At 65.9% G+C, this 21,942-nt stretch carries 20 protein-coding genes; 5 read left to right on the top strand and 15 right to left on the bottom strand.

Translation table 11 applies throughout. The features are described from left to right. Nucleotides 1–72: 72 nt before the first annotated feature. Entirely contained in the window at nt 73–1,839 is a 1,767-nt protein-coding gene (locus K368_RS0112190; protein WP_027172662.1) for an acyl-CoA dehydrogenase, read from the bottom strand. A 186-nt stretch (nt 1,840–2,025) separates the two neighbouring features. Between K368_RS0112190 and K368_RS0112185 the strand changes: the two genes are divergently transcribed. After that, entirely contained in the window at nt 2,026–3,018 is a 993-nt protein-coding gene (locus K368_RS0112185) for an L-threonylcarbamoyladenylate synthase (protein WP_027172661.1), read from the top strand. A gap of 191 nt (nt 3,019–3,209) precedes the next feature. On the opposite strand, the gene wrbA is transcribed toward K368_RS0112185, so the two are convergent. The 9 genes from wrbA to K368_RS24510 all read right to left on the bottom strand — a co-directional run bounded on the left by wrbA (nt 3,210) and on the right by K368_RS24510 (nt 12,827). Beyond that, on the bottom strand, nt 3,210–3,809 hold the full coding sequence (wrbA, locus tag K368_RS0112180; protein WP_027172660.1) for an NAD(P)H:quinone oxidoreductase: 600 nt from the start codon (nt 3,807–3,809) through the stop codon (nt 3,210–3,212). Between the two features lie 234 nt (nt 3,810–4,043). Then, nucleotides 4,044–4,505: a transcription elongation factor GreA gene (gene greA / locus K368_RS0112175; RefSeq protein ID WP_027172659.1), complete on the bottom strand. Its 462-nt coding sequence runs from the start codon at nt 4,503–4,505 to the stop codon at nt 4,044–4,046. A 42-nt stretch (nt 4,506–4,547) separates the two neighbouring features. Then, complete coding sequence (locus K368_RS0112170) at nt 4,548–5,534, bottom strand: MDR family oxidoreductase (RefSeq protein ID WP_027172658.1); 987 nt, start codon at nt 5,532–5,534, stop codon at nt 4,548–4,550. Between the two features lie 112 nt (nt 5,535–5,646). Continuing rightward, nucleotides 5,647–6,273 carry a hypothetical protein gene (locus K368_RS0112165; RefSeq protein WP_027172657.1) on the bottom strand — a complete coding sequence of 209 codons (627 nt, stop codon included), beginning with the start codon at nt 6,271–6,273 and terminating at the stop codon, nt 5,647–5,649. Between the two features lie 207 nt (nt 6,274–6,480). Next, the gene (locus K368_RS0112160; RefSeq protein WP_036266244.1) at nt 6,481–7,452 is read right to left on the bottom strand and encodes a cell wall hydrolase; all 972 of its coding nucleotides are present in this window, start codon (nt 7,450–7,452) and stop codon (nt 6,481–6,483) included. Nucleotides 7,453–7,681: 229 nt separating this feature from the next. After that, nucleotides 7,682–7,939 carry a hypothetical protein gene (locus tag K368_RS0112155; RefSeq protein WP_027172655.1) on the bottom strand — a complete coding sequence of 86 codons (258 nt, stop codon included), beginning with the start codon at nt 7,937–7,939 and terminating at the stop codon, nt 7,682–7,684. A 244-nt stretch (nt 7,940–8,183) separates the two neighbouring features. Further along, on the bottom strand, nt 8,184–10,862 hold the full coding sequence (gene ppdK, locus K368_RS0112150; protein WP_027172654.1) for a pyruvate, phosphate dikinase: 2,679 nt from the start codon (nt 10,860–10,862) through the stop codon (nt 8,184–8,186). Nucleotides 10,863–11,229: 367 nt separating this feature from the next. Continuing rightward, nucleotides 11,230–11,907 (bottom strand): L,D-transpeptidase, encoded by a 678-nt coding sequence (locus tag K368_RS0112145; RefSeq protein ID WP_051439854.1) that lies wholly within the window; start codon nt 11,905–11,907, stop codon nt 11,230–11,232. An 83-nt stretch (nt 11,908–11,990) separates the two neighbouring features. Continuing rightward, nucleotides 11,991–12,827, bottom strand: a complete 837-nt coding sequence (locus K368_RS24510) for an N-acetylmuramoyl-L-alanine amidase (protein ID WP_081739557.1) — start codon at nt 12,825–12,827, stop codon at nt 11,991–11,993. A gap of 207 nt (nt 12,828–13,034) precedes the next feature. On the opposite strand from K368_RS24510, the gene K368_RS0112135 reads away from it, so the two are divergent. Further along, nucleotides 13,035–13,478, top strand: coding sequence for a VOC family protein (locus K368_RS0112135; RefSeq protein WP_027172652.1), 444 nt, complete (start codon nt 13,035–13,037; stop codon nt 13,476–13,478). Between the two features lie 10 nt (nt 13,479–13,488). Here the strand turns inward: K368_RS0112135 and K368_RS0112130 are convergent, their stop codons facing one another. Then, nucleotides 13,489–13,932, bottom strand: coding sequence for a cyclic nucleotide-binding domain-containing protein (locus K368_RS0112130; RefSeq protein WP_027172651.1), 444 nt, complete (start codon nt 13,930–13,932; stop codon nt 13,489–13,491). 344 nt (nt 13,933–14,276) lie between these two features. Between K368_RS0112130 and K368_RS0112125 the strand changes: the two genes are divergently transcribed. After that, nucleotides 14,277–14,471, top strand: coding sequence for a KGG domain-containing protein (locus K368_RS0112125; RefSeq protein WP_027172650.1), 195 nt, complete (start codon nt 14,277–14,279; stop codon nt 14,469–14,471). Nucleotides 14,472–15,445: 974 nt separating this feature from the next. Here K368_RS0112125 and K368_RS0112115 read toward each other — a convergent pair. Beyond that, nucleotides 15,446–16,246: a response regulator gene (locus K368_RS0112115; RefSeq protein WP_027172648.1), complete on the bottom strand. Its 801-nt coding sequence runs from the start codon at nt 16,244–16,246 to the stop codon at nt 15,446–15,448. A 115-nt stretch (nt 16,247–16,361) separates the two neighbouring features. On the opposite strand from K368_RS0112115, the gene K368_RS24505 reads away from it, so the two are divergent. Next, entirely contained in the window at nt 16,362–16,664 is a 303-nt protein-coding gene (locus K368_RS24505) for a NepR family anti-sigma factor (protein ID WP_155935099.1), read from the top strand. A gap of 162 nt (nt 16,665–16,826) precedes the next feature. On the opposite strand, the gene K368_RS25970 is transcribed toward K368_RS24505, so the two are convergent. The 3 genes from K368_RS25970 to K368_RS0112095 all read right to left on the bottom strand — a co-directional run bounded on the left by K368_RS25970 (nt 16,827) and on the right by K368_RS0112095 (nt 20,438). Further along, nucleotides 16,827–17,003 carry a DUF1328 domain-containing protein gene (locus K368_RS25970; protein ID WP_003599466.1) on the bottom strand — a complete coding sequence of 59 codons (177 nt, stop codon included), beginning with the start codon at nt 17,001–17,003 and terminating at the stop codon, nt 16,827–16,829. Nucleotides 17,004–17,522: 519 nt separating this feature from the next. Beyond that, the gene (locus K368_RS0112100) at nt 17,523–18,947 is read right to left on the bottom strand and encodes a carbohydrate porin (RefSeq protein WP_245259569.1); all 1,425 of its coding nucleotides are present in this window, start codon (nt 18,945–18,947) and stop codon (nt 17,523–17,525) included. A gap of 144 nt (nt 18,948–19,091) precedes the next feature. Beyond that, nucleotides 19,092–20,438 carry an Nramp family divalent metal transporter gene (locus K368_RS0112095; RefSeq protein WP_027172646.1) on the bottom strand — a complete coding sequence of 449 codons (1,347 nt, stop codon included), beginning with the start codon at nt 20,436–20,438 and terminating at the stop codon, nt 19,092–19,094. Between the two features lie 351 nt (nt 20,439–20,789). Here K368_RS0112095 and K368_RS0112090 point away from each other — a divergent pair, with 351 nt between their 5' ends. Further along, complete coding sequence (locus tag K368_RS0112090; RefSeq protein WP_036266237.1) at nt 20,790–21,815, top strand: DUF2865 domain-containing protein; 1,026 nt, start codon at nt 20,790–20,792, stop codon at nt 21,813–21,815. Nucleotides 21,816–21,942 lie beyond the last annotated feature (127 nt).

The following is a 21,942-nucleotide window of genomic DNA, read 5'->3' as shown; positions in this document are numbered from 1 at the left end:
TTTTCCGGCGATCCCTCTCCCGCCTGCTCCGCAGGCATCCTCCCCCCGCAGAGGGGGAGGGTCTTCTCGTACTCACCCCGCCAAAGCCAGCATGCCGTCCTGCGTGAACCCGCCGCCGTCGACGACGCTCTGTTCCAACCCGCTCGCCGCCGTGAGGAGGTTCTCGGCGAAGAACCGCGCCAGCGCGATGCGGGCGCCATGCGCCGGATCGGTCTCGCCGGCCCTCAGGGCGGCATTCGAGGCCAAAGCCGCGCGGGCAAGGCAGGCCGCCCCTTGCGCGAGGCCGAACAGGCGCAGATACGGCGCCGCTCCGGCCTGGGCCTCCTCCGGACGGTTCGAGGCCAGCGCCTTGAGGAGGAAGCTCGTCGCGCGGTCGAGGCTTTCGATCCCGGCGCGCAGACGTGGCCCGAGATGGCCGAAGGCCGGTGTCGCGTCCTTTTGCACGGCCTCCGCAACCCGACGCATCGCCGCGAGCTGCGCCCGCACCGTCGCCCCGCCGTTCAGGGGGATCTTGCGCGCCACGAGGTCGATGGCCTGGATCCCGTTGGTGCCCTCGTAGATGGCGAGGATGCGCGCGTCGCGCATGTGCTGGGCGGCGCCTGTCTCCTCTACGAACCCCATGCCGCCATGGACCTGGACGCCCAGCGACGTGACCTCGTTGGCGATGTCGGTGGAGAAGGCCTTGGCCACGGGGGTCAGCAGCGACGCCCGGTCGAGCCCGGCCCTGCCCTCGGCACCGCGCGCCGCGTCGAGGGCCTCCGCCGTAAGGTAGCAGATGCCGCGCGCCGCCGCCGTATAGGCCTTCATCGTCAGCAGCATCCGCTGCACGTCGGCATGCGCGACGATGGGGCTGACGGGATCGGACGAGCCGGCCGCCTTGCCCTGGCGCCGGTCGCGGGCATAGGCCAGCGCCTGCTGGTAGGAGCGCTCGGCGACGCCGACGCCCTGCAGCCCGACATTGAGCCGGGCGGAGTTCATCATCGTGAACATGCAGGCGAGGCCCCGGTTCTCCTCGCCGATGAGCCAGCCCGTCGCGCCACCCTCGTCGCCGAAGGCCATGGAGCAGGTGGGTGAGCCGTGGATGCCGAGCTTGTGCTCCAGGCCGGAACAACGCAGGTCGTTGCGGCTGCCGTCGGGGAGGAACTTCGGCACCAGGAACAGGGAGATGCCCCGCGTGCCGGCCGGCGCATCCTTCAGCCGGGCGAGGACAAGGTGGACGATGTTGTCGGTCAGGTCGTGGTCGCCATAGGTGATGTAGATCTTCGAGCCGACGATCCGGTAGGTCCCGTCGCCCGCGGGCTCCGCCCGGCTGCGCAGCAGCGACAGATCCGAGCCCGCCTGCGGCTCGGTGAGGTTCATCGTGGCGGTCCACTCGCCGGAGACGAGCTTTCCGAGGTAGCGCGCCTTCAGGTCGTCGGAGCCGTGCTTGGCCAGGGCTTCGATGCCGCCGGCGGTGAGCAGCGGACACAGGGCGAAGCTGATGCTGCCGGCATTCCACATCTCGCTGCAGGCCGCGTTCAGCAAGAGGGGCAGGCCCTGGCCGCCGTGATCGGCTTCGGCACTGAGGCCGTTCCAGCCGCCCTCGATCCAGGCGCGATAGGCCTCGCGCCAGCCCGGCGACGTGGTCACCGCGCCGTCGGCGAGACGAGCGCCCTGGCGGTCCCCCACCTGGTTAAGCGGCGCGATCACCGCATCCGCCACCCGGCCCGCCTCCTGCAGGATCGCGTCCGCATCCTCCATCGTCAGGTCGCCATGGGCTCCCGAGGCGATGGCGGCATCGAGCCCCGCCACGTGGCGCAAGGCGAAGCTGATGTCGGCAACCGGCGTGCGATAGGTCATGGATGCTCCTCCCGCGTCGTCTCGAGCGACGCTTACCCTGAGTTTGACGCGCGAACCGACCCGGCGATACGGCCTGTCGCGCCATGTGCCCCCAGGCATAGGCAAGACGGGTTCGCGGGGATAGGCAGTCCCCATCGAGGATGCGGCACCGAGCCCGACGCCCCTCAGGCATGGGATAGTTTAGATATGAACGATCTCGGGTCAATCCCCGGCAAGACGCTGTGGCTGGGCACGGACGAGGCCGGCATCGAGCGATCCGCGCAAGTCCTGCGGAACGGCCGGCTCGTCGCCTTTCCCACCGAGACGGTCTACGGGCTTGGCGCCGATGCCTCCGACGCGGGCGCCGTCGCGCGGATCTATGCGGCCAAGGAGCGGCCGAGCTTCAACCCGCTGATCGCACACGTGCCCGGTCTCGATGCCGCACGGCGCGAAGGCGTGTTCGACGGGATCGCTCTCCGCCTCGCGGAGGCATTCTGGCCCGGTCCGCTGACGCTCGTCGTCCCGGCGGCATCGGGGGGAACCGTCAGTGATCTGGCACGCGCCGGTCTGCCCAGCGTGGCCCTGCGCGTCCCGGCCAATCCCGTCGCCCTGTCCCTGCTGCGAAAAGTCGGGCGGCCCGTGGCGGCGCCCTCCGCCAACCGTTCGGGCCGTGTGAGCCCGACCCGTGCCGAGCACGTCCTCGCCGATCTCGACGGCCGCATCGCCGCAATACTCGATGGAGGATGTACTCCGGTTGGCGTGGAATCGACGGTCATCGCTTGTCTCGACGGTCGTGCGCGCCTGTTGCGTCCCGGCGGCGTGACGCGGGAGGCGGTCGAGGCGGTTCTGGGATTTGCCCTAGACGGCGGTCAGGAGTCCGGCGAGGCGCCGATCGGTCCCGGCCTCCTCGCTTCCCACTACGCGCCACGGGCCGCCGTGCGCCTGGACGCGTCGCGGGTGGAACCGAACGAAGCGGTTCTCCTCTTCGGCCCCGTGGACCCGCCGGGAACGGAAGCGGCGACAGCGCGCTTGAACTTGAGCGCAGCCGGCGATCTGCAGGAGGCCGCCGCCAGCCTGTTCTCCGCTCTGCGGCATCTGGACGAGGCCGGAACCGGGACCATCGCCGTCGCTCCGATCCCCCGGACGGGCCTCGGCGAGGCGATCAACGATCGGCTGCGCCGGGCCGCAGCACCCCGCTGAATTTTTTTCGAACTCGTGGAACTCGTGTGCCCTGAGCACGTTCGTCATACACGAAGGTCGGTTCAGCCCCCAGATGACCTTCCTCCTTTCAAGGCTCGGATATCATCCGAGCCTTTTTTCTTGGGCGCGTTTCATAGGCAGAGTAAGGGGCCCGGCGCGATGCGCGAGACCCGCTACGTTGCGAGCCCGATTCAGCCGGCGAGCTTGGCGGCGATGCCGGCCACGTGCCTGCCCTGATAGCGGGCGCCATCGAGTTCGATACTGGCCGGCAGCCGGCTTCCGTCGCCATCGGCGATCGTGGAGGCGCCATAGGGTGTACCGCCCTTCACCTGCTCGACACCGTTCTGTCCGGCGAAGGCGTAGGGCAGACCAACGACGACCATGCCGTGATGGAAAAGCACGGTGTGGAAGCTCGTGAGCGTCGTCTCCTGTCCGCCATGCTGGGAGGCGGTGGAGGTGAAGACCGAACCGACTTTGCCGATCAGCTTGCCCTCCGCCCAGAGACCGCCGGTCTGGTCGATGAACTGCTTCATCTGGGCAGCCATGTTGCCGTAGCGCGTGGGCGTACCGAAGATGATCGCGTCGTAATCGGCCAGTTCGTCCACGGTGGCGATGGGCGCCTCTTGGTCGAGCTTATAGTGGGACTGCCTGGCGACATCGTCGGGGACGAGTTCCGGCACGCGCTTCACGCTGACCTCGGCCCCGGCCTCACGGGCTCCCTCCGCCACGGCGTGCGCCATCTGCTCCACATGTCCCCAGGACGAGTAGTAGAGAACCAGAACCTTCGCCATCGTCTTCGCTCCATCCATGAATGCCGCAACAGGACGTCATGCCGGGCAGCGTATCGGAGCGTGCAAGGCGCCTGGAAGTGCCTCGGTCCGGGAAAGCTGCCCTACGCCTCCCCAGATACGTTGCGGCGCATGGGGAATGAGACCTCGCGCGACGAAGCCGTATAAACGCCGACAGGCGTCGCGCTCGGCGCGAGATCGATCAGGTCGCAAGAATAAAAGCCGGCCGCGCGTCGATCAGGCGATCGACGCGATCTCGACATCGTGCCCGTTCACTTCGACACTGTCCCCGACGCTCTTGCCGGTGAGCGCCTTGGCCATGGGCGACACGTAGGAAATCGACCCTTTCGCCGGGTCGGCTTCATCCTCACCGACGATGCGGAACGTCTGCTTGGTCTCGTCCTCTTTGACGATCGAGACGGTGGAACCGAAATGCACGGTGTCGCCGCTCATGGGCTCCACCAGTTCGGCGGAGCCGAGCCGGGCCGTCCAGTAGGCGAGGTCACGGGTGACACGGGCCTCGTCGGCCTTGGCCCCCGGCGTGAGCGCGGAGAACTCCGATTGCAGCCGCGCCACCTCGGCCTCCATCTGGGCAAGGCCCTGGGGGGTGACGAAATTGGTGTGGGGCGAGATCGGACGATCGGGAAGATCCTCGAAGGCTTCGCCGCCTTCACGCTCTTTGACGAATGCACTGCTCATGGAAACGGCAATGCTCCGGGGGCCAAACGGTTCCGCTTGCTCTCATCCGACGGTGACGACGGTGCGCCCCCGGGTCCGTCCCGCGAGGATGTCTTCCGCGAGCGCCCCGACTTGCGCGAGAGGCACGGTGCTCGTCATTCTGGCGAGGATATCCCGATCGAGGTCTCTCGCGATCCTCGCCCAGGCTTGCCTGCGCTTGTCCAGGGGGGTGGTGACGCTGTTGATGCCGAACAGAGTGACGCCGCGCAGGATGAAGGGCGCCACCGACGTCGGCAGGTCCATGCCGCCCGCCAGTCCGCAGGCCGCGATGGCTCCGTCGGCCTTCGTGGCGGCAAGGAGATTGGCGAGGGTCGTCGAGCCTACGGCATCGATCCCGGCCGCCCAGCGCTCTTTCGCCAGGGGCTTGCCGGGATGGGAGAGTTCGGCCCGGTCCAGGATCTCGGATGCGCCGAGGGATGTGAGGTAATCGGCTTCGCCGGCGCGGCCGGTGACGGCGATGACGTGCCAGCCGGCCTTTGCGAGAAGCGCCACCGCCACCGATCCGACCCCGCCGGAGGCGCCTGTAACGATGGCGGCTCCATCGGAGGGTTTCAGGCCATGGGCATCGAGGGCCATGAGACAGAGCATGGCGGTGTAGCCGGCGGTGCCGACCGCCATCGCCTCTTCGGGTTTCAATCCCTCCGGCAGCGGCACGAGCCAATCGCCTTTCACCCGCGCTCGCTCGGCATAGGCGCCGAGATGGCTCTCACCCACGCCCCAGCCCGTGAGCACCACCGCATCGCCGGGCTTGTAGTCAGGATGGTCCGAGCTTTCGACGATACCGGAGAAATCGATGCCGGGGATCATGGGGAAGCGGCGCACCACGGGCGAGCGCCCGGTCATCGCCAATCCGTCCTTGTAGTTGAGGGTCGAGTGCGTGACCCGGACGGTGACGTCGCCCTCCATCAGGTTCGTTTCGTCGAAATCGGTGAAGCGGAGACTCTGCCCCGCTTCGCCCTTCTCGATCACCCATGCCTTGAACGTCGCCATGTCCGTCGGTCTCCTCACGCCTCGGTGATGACCTGTGGCGGTGTGGGCACGAATCAAGCCGGCCCCGAGCGCGGATGCGCCCGGGGCCGGGAAGGCATCGCCTCGCGGTCGATCAATAGCCGTCGTAGATGCTGCCGGTGGAGAAGCCGAGGCCGACTCCGATATCGGCCGAACTGGCGCCAGTGATGCCGAAGGCGTCGGGGATCGAGCCGATGAGCGGAGCGCGGTGGGAGCCGCCATAACCAACGCCGCCATAACCAACGCCGCCATAACCAGCGCCGCCGTGAGCCGGCACCCAGCCGGAGCGGCCGCGCGAGACCAGGACGGAGCGCTGGATGCTGGCGTATTCGGCGGGAATCGTTTCGGGGATGGTCTGGCCGGGCTGGGCCAGGATCCGACGATGGCGCACGGCGAAGCGCGGCGGGATGTCGACCCAGCAGCCGATCATCTCGCCGTAGGCGTCACGCCGGGTCTGCCAGACGCGGCCGCCGGGCGACACCTGGACCTGTTCGGAGACGGTCTCGTAGACCGGAGGAATCGAGCGGTAGACGGTGCGGGCGGGGCGGACGAGTACGCGCTCGGACACGGTGTCGTAGACGGGAGGGGTCGTCACATGCCGATAGCATTCGGCTCCCCCGCATCCTCCGGCCTGAGCCGATGTCGCAAGGATCGAAGCACCGAGCAGGGCGCCGGCAACGGCGAAGGTAGAACGCGTGAAATGGGCGACCGGCGCGGTCATGCTCGAATCCTCGACACTGAAATGCGGTGTGATCGGCGCGCGCCTGACGTTGGCGTGCACCCTTCGACGCATTAGAGGCGGTCAAGTTGCGCTCGGAGCAAGCTCTATCGCAGATCAGGGTAAAATTAACCCTGGCTTAAGACTACGCAATTTTCACTCTGCTTAAGTAAAGCGAGCGATGTTGATTCAGGGGGCGTTAAACCGGCTTCAGGTCTGGCCGCGCTTCAGCTGATAGAAGATGTGACGGCCGATCACGTCCATCTTCTTCAGGCGCCGGGACCAGCCCGGCTTCACGTAATCGGCGTGGTAATGCGTGGCGCCTCCGACCTCGCTGAGATAGGTGCGGCCTTCGATCACCGCGCTGGCGATGCGGGTGGCGCTCTGCCAGGAGGGGCCGTCGGTAATGCGCAGGGACTTGCCCTCGCAGGCGAAGGAGAACTGGCAGCCCATGTAGCGGTGGCGGTTCTGGTAGACGACGCCGCAGACGTTCGACGGGTAGAGACCGCTTTTCACCCGGTTCAGCACGACCTGGGCGACGGCCGCTTGGCCGTCCTCGGGCTCGCTCCGGGCTTCGAAGTACACCGCTTCGGCGAGGCAGCGCTGCTCGCGGTCGATGGAATCTGGGACGATGAGGTCGGCATAGCGGTGCCGGGCGTCTTCGGGGACGATCTCGGCGATGCCGGCGCCGAGATCCTTTCGCGGCGAGAAGCCGGGGATCATCAGGCTCGCCGCCGCGACTTCGATTGGGGTGGCATCCGCCGGGGCCGGTGTCGTCGACGACAGGGCGATGGCGCGCGGAATGGCCGGTGTGGCGCCGTCTGACGGCTCGTCGGTCTCTTCCTCGCCGGACACCTCGTGCGGAGGCGTGAAACCCGAAGCCGGTTCCAGGTCGGGCGACCAGATCGCGGAGCCGGGGACCAGCATGCCGATCTCGGCACCCGACAGGCCGACCCTGACGACGGGCACCGTCACGTCCTTGCCGACGCCTGCCTCATGGTTCGGATAAAGCCGCTCCGTCGCCTTCGCATCGACGCGGCGACGAACCCCCGGCGTATCGTGGGGAAGGCGCAAGGCGATCCTCGCTCCGCCCTGCCCCGTCAGGCCGGACGCGGAAGGGTCGGTTCCGGCACTTGCCGTGAAAGAGACAACGAAGCCGAGGGCAAGGGTCCACGGCACCATGGAGGCGCGAAACCAGGGCCGTTGGCAGGGGCGGCGAACGCGTTTCGTACTCACGACCGTACAACCCGGTTAGGGACCTGGCCTCGCCGGTCACGCGCATGGGTGACCAGAAGGTATGATCCAAACTATCGGGCGTTATGGTTGCGAGTGTCTTAAGACGATGCGAGTGATCTCGTCTCGCGAAGACATCGATCGGTCCCCACGAAGTCGTCTTGAGGTACTGGAGCGATCAAAGGTTTCCGGGCCGACCGTGTGTCACCGCGAGGGCGCCCACGAGAGCATTGATGCTGGAGCGTCCCGTGGTCTCGGCGATGCGCTCCGCATCGGCATTGCTCTGCGTCGCGACCGCGAAGACGAGGAGAGCGATGGTCGCGAGACCGCCGAGCGCCGAGACGACCCAGAAATAGGCCTGCTGGACGACCCGTGGCACGGGCACGGCATGCGAGGTTTCGGAGAGAAAAACAGGAGGTTGGCTCGAGTCGCTCATGGTCGGCGTTCCCGCGCGTTCAATGCCATCCCACCCAGCCGGGAGCGTCGTCGCGCTTTGGACTGGCACTAGCACTCAACGTGCCGAAGCGACATCGGTTCACGTGGTATTCGGAGATTTGTTCAACGAAATTTCGACGCGTCTCATGCCGAAGCACAGTGGACAAACGCGCCCAGGGACAATCCAAAAAAAAGGGCGGCCACCGGCCGCCCTGTCCCGTCTGACTGACTGAATAATCCGGCACTCAGCTGCGGGTCTTGTCCCGCATCGCCAGTGCTGCCTGAGCCGCGGCGAGACGCGCGATCGGTACGCGGTAGGGCGAGCACGACACGTAATCGAGGCCGACCTCCTGGCAGAAGTGGATCGAAGCTGGATCGCCGCCATGCTCGCCGCAGATGCCGAGCTTGATGTCGGGGCGGACCGCCCTGCCCCGCTCGACGCCGATGCGGACGAGCTCGCCTACGCCTTCCTGATCGATCGAGATGAACGGATCGGCGGACAGGATGCCCTTCTGGGTGTAGGCCCCGAGGAACGTCGCGGCATCGTCACGGGAGATGCCGAGGGCGGTCTGCGTCAGGTCGTTGGTGCCGAAGGAGAAGAACTCGGCTGTCTTGGCGATGTCGCCGGCGCGAAGGGCCGCGCGCGGCAATTCGATCATGGTGCCGACCTGATAGGACAGCGCCGCGCCCGTCTCCTCGGTGACGGCCTTCGCCATGGCGTCGATGCGCGCCTTGACGATGTCGAACTCCATCTGGGTGAAGACCAGCGGAACCATGATCTCGGCGGTGACGGGGGCATCCGTCTCCTTGGCGGCCTGGACGGCGGCCTCGAAGATGGCGCGGGCCTGCATCTCCGCGATCTCCGGGAAGGCGATGGCGAGGCGGCAGCCACGGAAGCCGAGCATCGGGTTGAACTCGTGCAGCTCGGTCATCCGGCGGCGGAGCTTCTCTTCGGACACGCCGGTGCTCTTGGCCACATCCTGCACTTCCGCATCGGTGTGGGGCAGGAACTCGTGCAGCGGCGGATCGAGCAGGCGGATCGTCACCGGCAGGCCGGACATGATCGTGAACAGCTCGACGAAGTCCTGGCGCTGATAGGGCAGGATCTTGGCCAGGGCCGAGCGGCGGCCCTCGACGTCGTCGGCGAGAATCATCTCGCGAACGGCGACGATCCGGTCCCCTTCGAAGAACATGTGTTCGGTGCGGCACAGGCCGATGCCTTCCGCGCCGAAATTGCGGGCGGCGCGGGCATCGGTGGGCGTGTCTGCATTGGTGCGCACCTTCATGGTGCGGACCTTGTCGGCCCAGCCCATCAGGGTCGCGAATTCGCCGGAGAGCGAGGGCTCCAGCATCTTCACTTCGCCGAGGAGCACCTGGCCGGTGGACCCGTCGATGGTGATCTTGTCGCCGGCCTTCAGCGTCGTGCCCGCCACCGTGAGGGTGCCGGCCTTGTAGTCGACCCGGATCGTGCCGACACCCGAGACGCAGGGCTTGCCCATGCCGCGGGCGACCACGGCGGCGTGCGAGGTCATGCCGCCGCGCGTGGTAAGGATGCCCTCCGAGGCGTGCATCCCGTGGATGTCCTCGGGGCTCGTCTCGATCCGCACGAGGATACACTTGCGCTCGGCCTTGCGGGCCGCCTCGGCATCCTCGGAATTGAACACGATTTCGCCGGTGGCCGCACCCGGCGAAGCCGGCAGTCCGGAGGCGATGATCTTGCGCTCGGCCTTCGGGTCGATGGTGGGATGGAGCAGCTGGTCGAGGGCTGCGGGCTCGACCCGGCCGATCGCCTCCTCCTCGGTGATCAGGCCTTCGGCGGCGAGATCCACGGCGATGCGCAAGGCCGCCTTGGCGGTGCGCTTGCCGTTGCGGGTCTGGAGCATCCAGAGTTTGCCCGACTCGATGGTGAACTCCATGTCCTGCATGTCGCGATAATGGGTCTCGAGGAGCCCATAGATCCGTACCAGCTCGGCGTAGGATTCGGGCATCGCCCGCTCCATCGACGGCTTGTCGGACTTGGCCTCGATCCGCGCCTTCTCGGTGATGTCCTGCGGCGTGCGGATACCCGCCACCACGTCTTCGCCCTGGGCGTTGATCAGGAACTCGCCGTAGAGCGCACGCTCGCCGGTGGAGGGGTTGCGGGTGAAGGCGACGCCCGTGGCCGAGGTGTCGCCCATGTTGCCGAACACCATGGCCTGGACGTTGACCGCCGTGCCCCAGCTCTCGGGGATGCCGTTGAGCTCACGGTACTTCTTCGCGCGCGGAATCATCCAGGAGCTGAACACCGCGCCGATGGCGCCCCAGAGCTGGTCTTCCGCGTCCTGCGGAAAGTCCGAGCCGTGCTCGTCGCGGACGATCTTCTTGTAAAGACCGATCATGTGCTTCCAGTCGTCGGCACCGAGTTCGGTGTCGAGGTTGAAGCCCTTGGTCTCCTTGTAATGCTCCAGCGCCTCCTCGAAGGCGTGGTGCTCCACGTCGAGGACCACGTTCGAGTACATGGTGATGAAGCGGCGATAGGAATCGTAGGCGAAGCGCGGATCGCCGGCGCCCTCGGCCAGGGCCTCGACGGTAGTGTCGTTGAGACCGAGGTTCAGCACCGTGTCCATCATGCCCGGCATGGAGGCGCGGGCACCGGAACGGACGGAGACGAGGAGCGGGTTCTTGGGATCGCCGAAGCCGCGCCCGGTGAGCGCACCGACCGCATCGAGGGCGGCCTGGACCTCGGCCTTCAGCTCGGCCGGGTATTGGCGGCCGTTGTCATAGTACCAGGTGCAGACTTCGGTAGTGATGGTGAAGCCCGGAGGGACTGGAAGTCCGAGATTGGACATCTCGGCAAGGTTCGCGCCCTTACCTCCGAGGAGGTTGCGCATGGAGGATTGACCCTCCGCCTTGCCGTCGCCGAACGAGTAGACCCACTTCGCCATCGTCATTGATCCGCTTGCACCACGTCGGGATATCATACCCCTAGATGCCGCGTTGGACCATTGCATGCTGCAACGCAAGATGAACGGCCGTTCGGGGCACGTTGCATGTAACGACGGCCCGGGTTTGTCATACCCCAATGTGGCAAAAATGCACCACGCGAAGATCGGGTCCGAGACTGCGAGCCTTGACGAACCTCGGCTCCGGGCGGCGCGGATCACCTCGACCGGAGGGAACCGGACGGTTCCACCGGAGCGTGAGCCATCGTCGCTCCCGGCAGACCTCGCCCGAGGATCGAGGGGCGATGTCAGCGAGGCCCTAACCCACGGATGCCGCTGTCCCGGCCCTTCCTTAGACCTGATACTTGCCTCAGACCCGATACTTGCCGTTGCGCCTGACCAGCACCCGCGTGCCGACGGGAACGCGCTCGAACAGGTCGACGATGTCTTCGTTCAGCATGCGGACGCAGCCGGACGACATCTGCTCGCCGATGCTCCACGGCTCATTGGTACCGTGGATGCGGAACAGGATGTCCCGGTTGTTCTGGTAAAGGTAGAGCGCGCGGGCCCCCAGCGGGTTGTCGACACCGCCCTTGCGGGTCCGCGGCAGGTCGGGGTTGAGGGAGACCATCGTTGTGGTGGGGCTCCAGTCCGGCCACACGCCCTTGCGGCCGACCTTGGCCTCGCCCTTCCAGGAAAAGCCGAGCTTGCCGACGCCGATGCCGTACTGACGGGCTGTGCCGTCCTCCTGCACCAGGGCGAGCTGGCGGTTGTCGATGTCGACGACGATGGTGCCCGGCTTCTCCGCGCCCGTGTAGCGCACGACCTGACGGCGGTACTTCGGGTCGAGCCGAGACGTATCCACCAGGGGCACGTCGTAGGGCTTGTCGGGCATCGTACCGGTATACCACGCCGCCTCGTCGTCCTGTGCGACCGTCATGGGCCCACGGGAATTGCACGCGGCCAATGGAGCGATGACGAGCAGGCTGAGAAGGACGCGGCGAATATGCATCGAGGGCTCCACGAAAGTGGTCGTCGGGCGGATCATTGCCCTCATGACTACCGTCCGGTGGCCTCTGATGTTGTGTCTTTCACGTCGCAGCAGGAGGGAACATGTCCGTCTTGCCATCTTTACGAGAGGTAGTGGTCGTGGACCCAGCCAGTCTGGCTCGGCTGACCTTGCGCATTCAGCACGCTGACGCTGAGCCATCTGCCATCGCGCTCGATCGGCTCCACCAGCGTCCCGGCGGGAAGCAGCCGGACCACGGGAAACGTCGTTCCGGGCCCCGTCCTCAGGTTGAGGCCCTCGGCGACATCGACCCGGAGGCTGATGCCGCCGTCATCGGCCCGGCCACCGAAGACGAGGCTGCGGAAATGCGCCATGTCGAAGGCGGGGCCGGGGTCCCATTTCCGGTCAGGACTGATGTCGTCATGGCCGATGACCTCCTCGACGTCATAGCTCTCCGCGAGGAGCCTCGCGATCTCGACGGCGGCCTGGAACTGAACCGGGGGATAGGGCTCCCATCCGATCGGCCCCTTCACGCCGTTGGGATTGCCGTTCCTGTGGGCGGCCATGTGCGGATGGGCGATGGTGACGCCGGTATGGCTCTTCCATTCGGCCCCGGCCGGATTGAGGTACCCCCAATTGGCGAGCTCGATGCCGATGGACTGTTGGTTGAGGCCGGATATGCCGCGCCATGTCGACTTGCCCGCATGCCACGCCACCTTGTCGAACCGCACGCATTGGATGACCGATCCATCGCGGTCGATGACGAGATGTGCCGACGACCCTGGGTTGTTCTTGCTCCGGAACCACTCGGCGCTGGATCTCGCACTGGCTCCATAGGTGAAATGCATCACCAAAAATCGCGTCGGCGACGGAAGTGCTCCGCCGGTATAGGGCGAGGGTATGGAGGGGACCGGTTTGCCATCGCGGCGCAACTGATTGGCACTGATCGCGAACGCCATGATCCCCGCCCCCGTCTTGAGCCGCGAGCGATTCGCGGCAGGACGATCATGTGGAAAAGCCGAGGGGTAATGCAACTTGAGATTTAACAATTAATCTCAGGTTTATGGCGCCTGCGCGTCCGCGTGTTCTGCGTTGCCCCGCTGATCCGCACGGGGCATGCTCGCCCTCGACGCGGCCGGGCCGCCGGAAAACAAGGCGCAGGGCCAATGGCCGACACTGAGACACTCACGGTCGCGGAGATCGAGGAGCCCCTCGCCGAGCTCGGCCCAGCGATTCATCTCGATCATTGCGTGATCCATGTCTCGGATTGGGAGCGGTCCACCGCGTTCTATCGCGATGTGCTGGGGGCCGAGGTGATCCCCCGTGGAGAAGGGGTCGCGTACCGGTTCGGCGGCGTGCAATTGAACGTCCATGGCCCGGGCCTGTCGCCGACGCCCCTGGCCGAACGGCCGGTGATGCCCGGCGGCAGCGATCTGTGCTTTCGCTGGTCGGGGTCGATCGACGACGCGATGGCTCATCTGGCGGAGCGGGGCGTTCCGATCGAGCTTGGCCCCGTGGAACGTAACGGGGCCGCCGGCACGGGGATCAGTGTTTACTTTCGCGATCCGGACGGGTCGTTGATGGAATTCATCACCTACCCGACGGAATGACGGTTCCGGTTCAGGCTTGGCGTTCCGCCAGCTGCTGATTCGTATGTTCGAGCCGCAGCGCGAGTTCACGCATGACGGCGATGCTGATCTGCGGGAACTGAGCCAGGAGTTCGAGGAAGACGGTCCGATCGATCCGGAGGGCCGTGACGGGAGTGTCAGCCTGGACGGTGGCCGAGCGCGGCTGATCGGCCAGGATGCCCATCTCGCCCACGAGGGCATTCGGCCCGAGGAGAGCCAGCCGGAACGGGCCGAACGATCCATCGATGGTCACGGCCGCAGAGCCTTCCAGGAGAAGGTAGGCGGCATCCGCTACGTCGCCTCGGGCGAAGAGCTGCTGGCCGGCCTCGAAATGAACCCGCTCACTGGTGAAGGCGAGGAGCTTCAGGCGCGACGGCTCGACACCGCGAAACAACGGCACCTGCCGTAGCGAAGAGACCTCCGTGTCGAGGGTCATGATGCATGGACCATTCTGAGCGCTCCGCTCCCGGGCGCCGCCTGCCGGGCGCCTTCACGTCCCGCGCATCCATGCGGTTTGCCCATGCATTGTCCAGCCCTTGCCCATCCTCGCGCATAACTCTCCATCTCGAGGATCGACGAGACGATGATTCCCACCGGTAATTGGGAGTGCCGAGCCGCATCCCGAAGCGGATTTTTCCCGGCGCCGAGCCATGTGACGACAGTGATGGACCGTGCCCGGCCAGATGGAGGCGGCCATTTGTCTTCGGCAACGTCGGCCGAGGAACCATCGATATTGGCGAAGGTTGTTCTGTTCGAGAACCACATGCTGAGGAGGCGCTGATGGCATCAGGAAATTCTACCTCGAAGCGAGGTTTTGCATCGATGGATCTGGAGCGGCAACGCGAGATCGCGAGCAAGGGTGGACGAAGCGTTCCTGCGGAAAAGCGTTCCTTCTCCCAGGACCGCGAGCTTGCCTCATCGGCGGGACGCAAAGGCGGCCAGTCGACCACTCCCGGGCGCCACGGCGAAGATTAAGGCCCGGATCGATAATGAGACAAGGCGCGTGCCGGCATCCGGCGCGCGCCTTTTTGTTGCGGGCGCGCTATCGCCGATTACGCCATTGCTTCACGACGACTGGCGACAACAAAAAGCCCTTCGCATTCCGCGAAGGGCTTTTCTGCTGTCGATGGCGCAGTGAGAAAAGAGTTCAGGCGATGCAGCGTCCCGGGATCATGCGGCGTGCTTCGGGGCCCGCCAACGAGCTGATCGCGCCCTCGCAGCCATCCCGCATCGTCCGGCGCGGCTTGAGCACAGGCTTGTCCGTCAGAGCCGAATCCTGACCGGATGACATGCCAGGAGCCCGACGCTCGACGGAAAGAGCCGTCGAGAACCGGATTGCCATGCCCTCGGCTTTGTTGAGTCCGTATGGTGCGAGGATGATGGCGGGACTCACGGTCACAGGCGCCTGCCGCGCAATAACGCTGGGGGGCGACCGTAGGTCAGCCTCGCGCTGCAGGATGGGATGCACGAGCATCGTCAGGAGGGCAGCAGGTCCACCGACACTCAGGATCAAACCCGACCGAAGCATTGTCGTAATCTCCAAACGGAGCTTGACAGGATGCCGGACAACGAAACGAGCTGGTCACGGGTTCCTTGACTGGTCTAAAAACTTTACGGCTAGTAAATAAGACTCTGTTTGTTGCGAAAAGTTTTCAGTTTGTAGCGAGTCGCCAGCCGACGTTCGTTGCATAAAAAGCACGTCAATCCAAGAAATGGCAGGCAGCGCATTTTTTGGAACCGTGTTGCGTCAGGCTCGTTGTCAGGTCACCCGGCCGCCTGGTCCTCCCCCGCATTCCCCTTGTGCATTGGCCGGAAACTTTTTACGGGCCGGACCCTGTCCGGCCCGTTTTTTCATGCTTGGACGGTGTCAATCGCCATAAGAAAAGCCCCGGTCCGAGACCGGGGCTTCTTGCGTCGCTCAACCTGCTGCGAAGTGCGGCTTCCGTGGGTCAGGCCGACTTATCGCGCCGGCGAGCGCTCTGCTGAAAGAACAGCGCCTGGCTGATCACGGCCGACACGTTGGCCGGCTGGAACGGCTTGGCGATCAGGAAGGCCGGCTCCGGACGTTCTCCGGTGAGGAACCGCTCGGGATAGGCGGTGATGAAGATCACCGGAACCTCGAAGGTCTTCAGGAGGTCGTTGACGGCATCGAGACCCGACGAGCCGTCGGCGAGCTGGATGTCCGCCAGGATCAGGCCCGGGCGCGAACCCTCAGACGCGATCTTGATCGCCTCGGTGCGCGTGCGTGCCACGCCGATCACATTGTGGCCAAGGCCTTCCACGAGGGCTTCGAGATCCATGGCGATCAGAGGCTCGTCCTCAATGATGAGGATCTCCGTCGCCATGTCGGCCGCCAGTTCCCGACCTGCTTCGTCGACGAGGTCGCGGACTTGGCTGACGTCTACCTCGAGGATCACGGCGGCGTCCTCCTCGGAGAAGCCCTCGAGGCACGACAAGAGGAAGGCTTGGCGCGGCAGCGGCGTGATCTGGCCGAGGCGCACTTCGGCGGGCAGGTCATGCTGGACATGATCGCTCTGGCCGTTCACCGAGAGAGAGTTCCAGATGCGCGTATAGACACGGAACAGGTCGGCCTTGACATTGGTGCTGCGCCCCAACGTGTCAGGCTCGTTCACGAGCGTTTCCAGGGTGGCGGCCACGTAGGCATCGCCGGCGACCTGGCTGCCGGTCAGCGCCCGCGCGTAGCGGCGCAGGTACGGCAGATGTTGCACGACGAGTTGAGCTGTCGACATTAGATCCCCTTGGCTCTGCCGTTCTTTATGGTCGCCACCGCCACAACGCGGATCGATGGGCTGTGTTCCGCTAAGCCCGGAACCGATTGTATGGCGCTGCGTTGCAGGTGCAGCCATGACTTATGTCAAGCCGCAAAACAATCGCGGCGATGCCACCACGTGGCATCAAGGGGATAACCGAATGGACGAAGACGAGACGGGCCGCATCTCCGCAACGGAGACGCGATCGGAGCAGGAACGTGAGCCGAAGCCAGAAGGTCCAGAACCCCACCGCCTGAGTGATCTCACTCAGAAGCGAATCGGCCTGCACCTGCGAGCCATGTACGACACCATCGTTCAGCAACCGGTTCCGGATCGTTTTCGCGATCTGATCGCCCGAATGGACGATTCCTCCGTTCAAACCCTCGACGAAGCTTGAAGCTACACCACGGGCACGGCTCCGGGCGTGTGTATCGGCACGATCGAGGGCATCCAAGTCAGTGTCGTGGATCGCTCTCTATCGAAGAAAAGCCGCCGGATGACCCGGCGGCTTTCTGCGTATCCGTCTACAGCCGTCTGACTACGCCGGCCGATCGATTAATCAGAGCGTCGGCGAACGGCCGCGCATCAGGCCGATCACGGCTGAGATGGCGAACAGGACGATCGCCACGAAGAAGACGAGCTTTGCGGCTTCCATCGCCGTACCGGCAATACCACCAAAGCCAAGCAGAGCAGCGACGAGGGCGACGACGAGGAATGTTACAGCCCAACCAAGCATGGTCCGGATCCTTTTGAAGCTGGCGCGACCTGTGCCGCGACCTCATGACACCAATAACGCCAAGTTGTCCGGCCGGTTCCTGACTTTGACACAAAGCGGTCACGATTGATGTTCGGCGCCGACCCGCCGGGACCGCGTCCATCGGGACGCTCCTTTTTCCAATGACGCTGTCTCCCGCCGTTCGCCTGCCCAGGCGTATGAGTGAGAGGGTCCGTGGCACGGCGCGCATCGAAGACATGCGTCATATCGACGGGTCTCTTGCCGGTGCTTGGAGGTAAGCCCCACATAGCGGTTGACCTTGGTGTGGAACCCGGTGTCCCATGTGGCGTTCGTCACCTGTTCCCGAGCACGGATACAATCTGATGAGAGAGTCGCTGGCCGCATCCCTCGCACGACGTTTCCTCGATGCGGTCGCCGCTGCCGCTCGCGGGTTCGTACAGGCTGTCGAGGGCGCTTCGCCCTCTCCCCAGCCAGTGCCGGTTCGCGTCCGCAGTGAGCGCCGGCGCTGATTGCGCGGCGTCAGTAGGTCAGCGTCGAGCGGAGGCCGAACACGGCGCCGCCCTTGATGCGGTGGCCTGCGCGAAGTGGATCGCTGGTCCCGCCGCCGGGGTTGAAGACGTATTGGATGTCCGGCTGGATCGTCCAGCCTGGCGCTACCGCAAAAAGGTAGGTTGCCTCGATCGTCGCCTCGTAGCTGCGCGGAACGTGGAAATTCGGGCCGAATGAGATCCGGTCGATGTCGTGGCGCCGGGCGTTCTCGCCGATCCGTGCGTAGATGAAGCTCAGGCCGAATGCGTCTTTCGGTCGGCCTGGCACCATGCCCGAGACAACGATGCCCCCATCCGCCCAGAGATCGATGAGGTTGCGGTCGGACGGGCTCGTGGAGAGGCGGGCGTAGGCGGAGATCCCGTCGGCCTCCTCGCCGCCTGGAGGCCGATACAGATGTGCATCGATCACCGCATACGCCCCGCTCGTGCCCGCGTGGCGGTGAGCCGCTCCGCTGCTGCGGGGGTTTGCCAGGGGAAGCCCCGCCCAGTCGTAGCGGTAATCGTCGAAGCGCCCGAAATGCCGGTACCCGCCGAGCTTCAGACTTCGGCCCAACCCGTCGGGACCGGGCGCTGCGCGAAACTGAATCTCTCCCATCAGCAGCGGCGCATCGTTCAGTCGGAAATTCAAACCGGTCCGATTGACACTTGCCTGATCGCCGGGATCCCCGTTGAAGATCGCCAATAGCCCGCTCACCGAGGCATCGGGCGTCCAGCGCAGCCTCATGCCGGGGGTCGAGATCGGGTAGGCGGGGCCGCCGCTCGGAAGGTTCGCCCCGGTGATGGTCGGCCAGTCGTTGCTCAGGAAGATCTTGCCGGTCTCCGACGAGAAGAACTCGCCGTCTGCTACGAGTTGCCCGAGGCGCAAGCTCAGGTGCCGGTCGTCGGAGGCCCGCTCCAACCAGAATTCCGAGAGGCGCGTCGAGGGATAGGCTTCGATGTTGCTGACTGTGACGAGCCGCTGGAAGCTCCGGTCGCGCAAGCCGCCGGTATCGTGAATCTGGAAGACGTTGGCAAATCCGCTCCAGCCGGTCCAGCCGGCGAGACGGTCGAAATCGACCGTGACGGCGGTCTCGAACTTGCCGGCATAGATCGCGCCTCGCCTCACCCCGCCGGCCACGTTGCCGAGCACTTCGTTCGTATAGAGCAGGTTGTAGCCGATGCCCCGCGCCGCCAGCAGGCTGCGGAAGCCGCCCGGATCCCCAAATGCACCGAGCGACGTCTGGATAGAGGGGGGACGATCGGGCTCCAGGGGAGCCGATTGCGCCGGACGATCATCCACGGCGCCCGTTTCGACCGGGTCCGAGCAGGCGGGATGGACCGCCAAGAGGGCGAGAACGGCGGCGACGCCGCGAGCCGGCGCGACGTGCCCCCGCGCGATCATCCTCATGCTGATCATCGACGCCTCATCTCGACAGTATAGCCTATGCTATATAACTGGGCAAAGCTTCACCGTCCGATGCCGCAACGCGGCCCGGTGGGGGTTGGTCTATGCGGTGTCCGCTCGCTGCCCGTCAGGGGCGCGGGCGTCGGACCCTATGCGTCAGGCACCCGTGACGGTGTCCACTAGGAGCTTGATGTTGAGGACGACGATGATCGCGGCGATCACCCAGGCGATGACCTTCAGCCAGGCAGGAATGACGAGCGCCCCCATCTTCTGCTTGTCCGACACGAAGCGGACGAGGGGGATCACCGCGAAGGGCAATTGCATGGACAGGACGACCTGGCTGAGCACCAGAAGGCGCGCCGTGCCATCCTCCCCGTAGAGCCACGTCACGATGACGACGGGCACGATGGCGATGCCGCGCGTGATCAGGCGCCGCGCCCAGTCGGGAATGCGCAGGCGCAGGAAGCCTTCCATGATGATCTGGCCGGCCAGCGTCGCGGTGACGGTGGAGTTGAGCCCCGAGGCGAGGAGCGCCACGGCGAACAGGGTGGAAGCGATGCCGGCCCCGAGCAGCGGCGACAGCAACTCGTAGGCCTGCTCGATCTCCTGCACGTCGGTGCGCCCGGTGGAATGGAACACCGAGGCGGCCATGATCAGGATCGCGGCATTGACGAACAGCGCCAGCATCAGGGCGATGGTCGAATCCGTCACCGCGAAGCGCAGGGCGCCCCGACGTCCTTCCTCGGTGCGGGGATAGGCCCGCGTCTGCACGATGGAGGAGTGCAGGTAGAGGTTATGGGGCATGACGGTCGCGCCGATGATGCCGATGGCGATGTAGAGGGCGGCCGGGTTGGTGACGATCTGCGACGAGGGGATGAAGCCCGCGAGCACCGCCTGGATCGGAGGCGCGGCGAGCGCGATCTGGATGCCGAAGCACACGAAGATCACCAGCAGCAGCGCGATGACGAAGGCTTCGAGCGCCCGGAAGCCGCGCCGCATCAGCAGGAGGATCAGGAACACGTCGAGGGCGGTGATGATCGCCCCGATGACGAGGGGGATGCCGAAGAGCAGCTTGAGGGCGATGGCGGTGCCGATGACCTCGGCGAGGTCGCAGGCGATGATCGCCGCCTCGCAGGCGATCCACAGGACGAAGCTGACGGGCCGGGGATAATGATCGCGGCAGGCTTGGGCGAGGTCGCGGCCGGTGGCGATGCCGAGCCTGGCCGAGAGGGCCTGCAGCACGATCGCCATGAGGTTCGAGAGCAGGATGACGGCCAGAAGCGTGTAACCGAATTGCGAGCCGCCCGCGATGTCGGTGGCCCAGTTGCCCGGGTCCATGTAGCCGACGGAGATCATGTAGCCCGGCCCGAGGAAGGCCAGCAGCCGCCGCAGCCAAGTTCCGTGGGACAGCACGGGAATGCTGGCGTTCATGCGCCCGAGGCTCGGCTGTTCGTTCGTTTCGCGGCTGAAGCGCCACCCCCGGTCTTCGTCGAGCCTGTCCATGCCGCGTCTTTCGCCGAGCTGAGTCACGGGTACCGCACTGCACCCGGAACGGCATATAGCATCGGCTATAATGGAAAACAAAGGCTAAGATTGCGGGTCGGCGCCGGGTCTCGTCACTGTCGTGGCGGAGCCGCGTCGAGGGCATGAAACGGCCGCAGCCGAGTATGGGGCGAGTCCGCCCCCCGCTCCCCCTGGCTGGCCGAAGGCGGGAAGCGCGGACCGACACAGGGGGGTGTCGGCCCTTCGCCGATCCGCGAAACTCGGTGGTCTACCCCCGTTGCGAAGGCGCTTGCCTCGGCCTTAGGCAGGACGGGCGTCCTAGCGGATGGTTGCCGAAGGGTTAAGAGAACGATGCGGTCGGCGAACCCCTGCAGGGGACTGACGAGTTTCGCGGCGCAGACGCGCGTCGTCGCCCCGGTCATGGCCGGACTGATCCTCGGCCTCGGCGGGGTCGTTGCCGGATCCAGCCTGGTTCAAGCCTCCGAACAGGGAGGTATCTTCAGCTTCTTCGAACAGATCTTTCGCGGACCGGGGGTCCAACCTCAGCCCGCACCCGTTTCTATGCCCCACCCTGCCCGGCCCCGCTACGCCTCCCTTCCGACTACGAGCCGCATCACGGCGGTCCAGGCGCCGCGCCAGACGCCACGCCTCGCTCGTCTCGTGCGCCCCTCCCCCGCCCATGCGAGCCGCGCCGCATCCGCCGCGCTGACCGCCTCGGCGCTGGGAGCCCGCACGGTCTGCGTCCGGGCCTGTGACGGCTACCTGTTCCCCCTCGGGCGCCTGGCGTCCCGCTCCGACATCCCCCTGCACGAGGCGGCCTGTGCCGCGGCTTGCCCAAATGCCGCCACCAGCCTCTACACGCTGGGTGCGCGGCAGAACGATCTCGACCGGGCCGTCGGTCTCGACGGGCGTCCCTACCGGGCCCTTCAAGTCGCCAACCTGTACCGCACCAAGCGTGTCGAGCAGTGCTCCTGTCAGCCCGAAGGCGTGGCGGCGGTACCACTGCCGATCGAGCGCGACCCGACCGCACGGGTGGGCGACGTGGTCGCTACCCCATCGAGCGCCCGTGTGGTGGTCTCCACCCGGCCCGGCGGTTACACGGTGGTGGATTTTCGCGAGGCCGGCATCCTCTCCCGGCGCGAGCGCCGCAGCATCGACCACAAGATCGACGTCGTCCGGCGCGAGGCCGACGCGCGTGCCGCCGAGCAGGATGTCCGTCAGTCCGGCCGAGCGATCGACCGCGCTTCGCGGATTCGTGTCGCCCAGATGGGCGCCGGCGATGAGGCCGGAGGCTTTGGCAGCGTCCAGCGCAGGCAGGACGTCGATGTGGGTTTTGCCGTCGTCCGAGTCGTGGTGTCCTCACCCTTCATCCGCTGACGTCACCTGTCGACGTCACCTGCTTAGCCCTTTGAAGTGTCTCAGGTTTCAGGACGCAAAAGCGGTGACCACTTCTGCTGAACCCGCTCAGGCTTCCGTTGTGGCTTGTCCCGCGATGGCTTACGGG

It is taken from the genome of Methylobacterium sp. 10 (assembly GCF_000519085.1).
GTDB lineage: Bacteria > Pseudomonadota > Alphaproteobacteria > Rhizobiales > Beijerinckiaceae > Methylobacterium.
The sequence above is the reverse complement of the archived record's forward strand: the minus strand, read 5'-3'. Positions and strand labels throughout refer to the sequence as shown.

Coding starts and splice junctions, on each gene's coding strand:
- K368_RS0112155 (WP_027172655.1), bottom strand. CDS start 7,939: ATGAGCGACTCGAGCCAACCTCCTGTTTTTCTCTCCGAAACCTCGCAT.
- K368_RS0112185 (WP_027172661.1), top strand. CDS start 2,026: ATGAACGATCTCGGGTCAATCCCCGGCAAGACGCTGTGGCTGGGCACG.
- K368_RS24510 (WP_081739557.1), bottom strand. CDS start 12,827: ATGGCGTTCGCGATCAGTGCCAATCAGTTGCGCCGCGATGGCAAACCG.
- ppdK (WP_027172654.1), bottom strand. CDS start 10,862: ATGGCGAAGTGGGTCTACTCGTTCGGCGACGGCAAGGCGGAGGGTCAA.
- K368_RS0112160 (WP_036266244.1), bottom strand. CDS start 7,452: ATGGTGCCGTGGACCCTTGCCCTCGGCTTCGTTGTCTCTTTCACGGCA.
- K368_RS0112130 (WP_027172651.1), bottom strand. CDS start 13,932: ATGACCCTCGACACGGAGGTCTCTTCGCTACGGCAGGTGCCGTTGTTT.
- wrbA (WP_027172660.1), bottom strand. CDS start 3,809: ATGGCGAAGGTTCTGGTTCTCTACTACTCGTCCTGGGGACATGTGGAG.
- K368_RS25970 (WP_003599466.1), bottom strand. CDS start 17,003: ATGCTTGGTTGGGCTGTAACATTCCTCGTCGTCGCCCTCGTCGCTGCT.
- K368_RS24505 (WP_155935099.1), top strand. CDS start 16,362: ATGACTTATGTCAAGCCGCAAAACAATCGCGGCGATGCCACCACGTGG.
- K368_RS0112090 (WP_036266237.1), top strand. CDS start 20,790: ATGCGGTCGGCGAACCCCTGCAGGGGACTGACGAGTTTCGCGGCGCAG.
- K368_RS0112095 (WP_027172646.1), bottom strand. CDS start 20,438: ATGGACAGGCTCGACGAAGACCGGGGGTGGCGCTTCAGCCGCGAAACG.
- K368_RS0112100 (WP_245259569.1), bottom strand. CDS start 18,947: ATGATCAGCATGAGGATGATCGCGCGGGGGCACGTCGCGCCGGCTCGC.
- K368_RS0112145 (WP_051439854.1), bottom strand. CDS start 11,907: ATGATCCGCCCGACGACCACTTTCGTGGAGCCCTCGATGCATATTCGC.
- K368_RS0112170 (WP_027172658.1), bottom strand. CDS start 5,534: ATGGCGACGTTCAAGGCATGGGTGATCGAGAAGGGCGAAGCGGGGCAG.
- greA (WP_027172659.1), bottom strand. CDS start 4,505: ATGAGCAGTGCATTCGTCAAAGAGCGTGAAGGCGGCGAAGCCTTCGAG.
- K368_RS0112135 (WP_027172652.1), top strand. CDS start 13,035: ATGGCCGACACTGAGACACTCACGGTCGCGGAGATCGAGGAGCCCCTC.
- K368_RS0112125 (WP_027172650.1), top strand. CDS start 14,277: ATGGCATCAGGAAATTCTACCTCGAAGCGAGGTTTTGCATCGATGGAT.
- K368_RS0112165 (WP_027172657.1), bottom strand. CDS start 6,273: ATGACCGCGCCGGTCGCCCATTTCACGCGTTCTACCTTCGCCGTTGCC.
- K368_RS0112115 (WP_027172648.1), bottom strand. CDS start 16,246: ATGTCGACAGCTCAACTCGTCGTGCAACATCTGCCGTACCTGCGCCGC.
- K368_RS0112190 (WP_027172662.1), bottom strand. CDS start 1,839: ATGACCTATCGCACGCCGGTTGCCGACATCAGCTTCGCCTTGCGCCAC.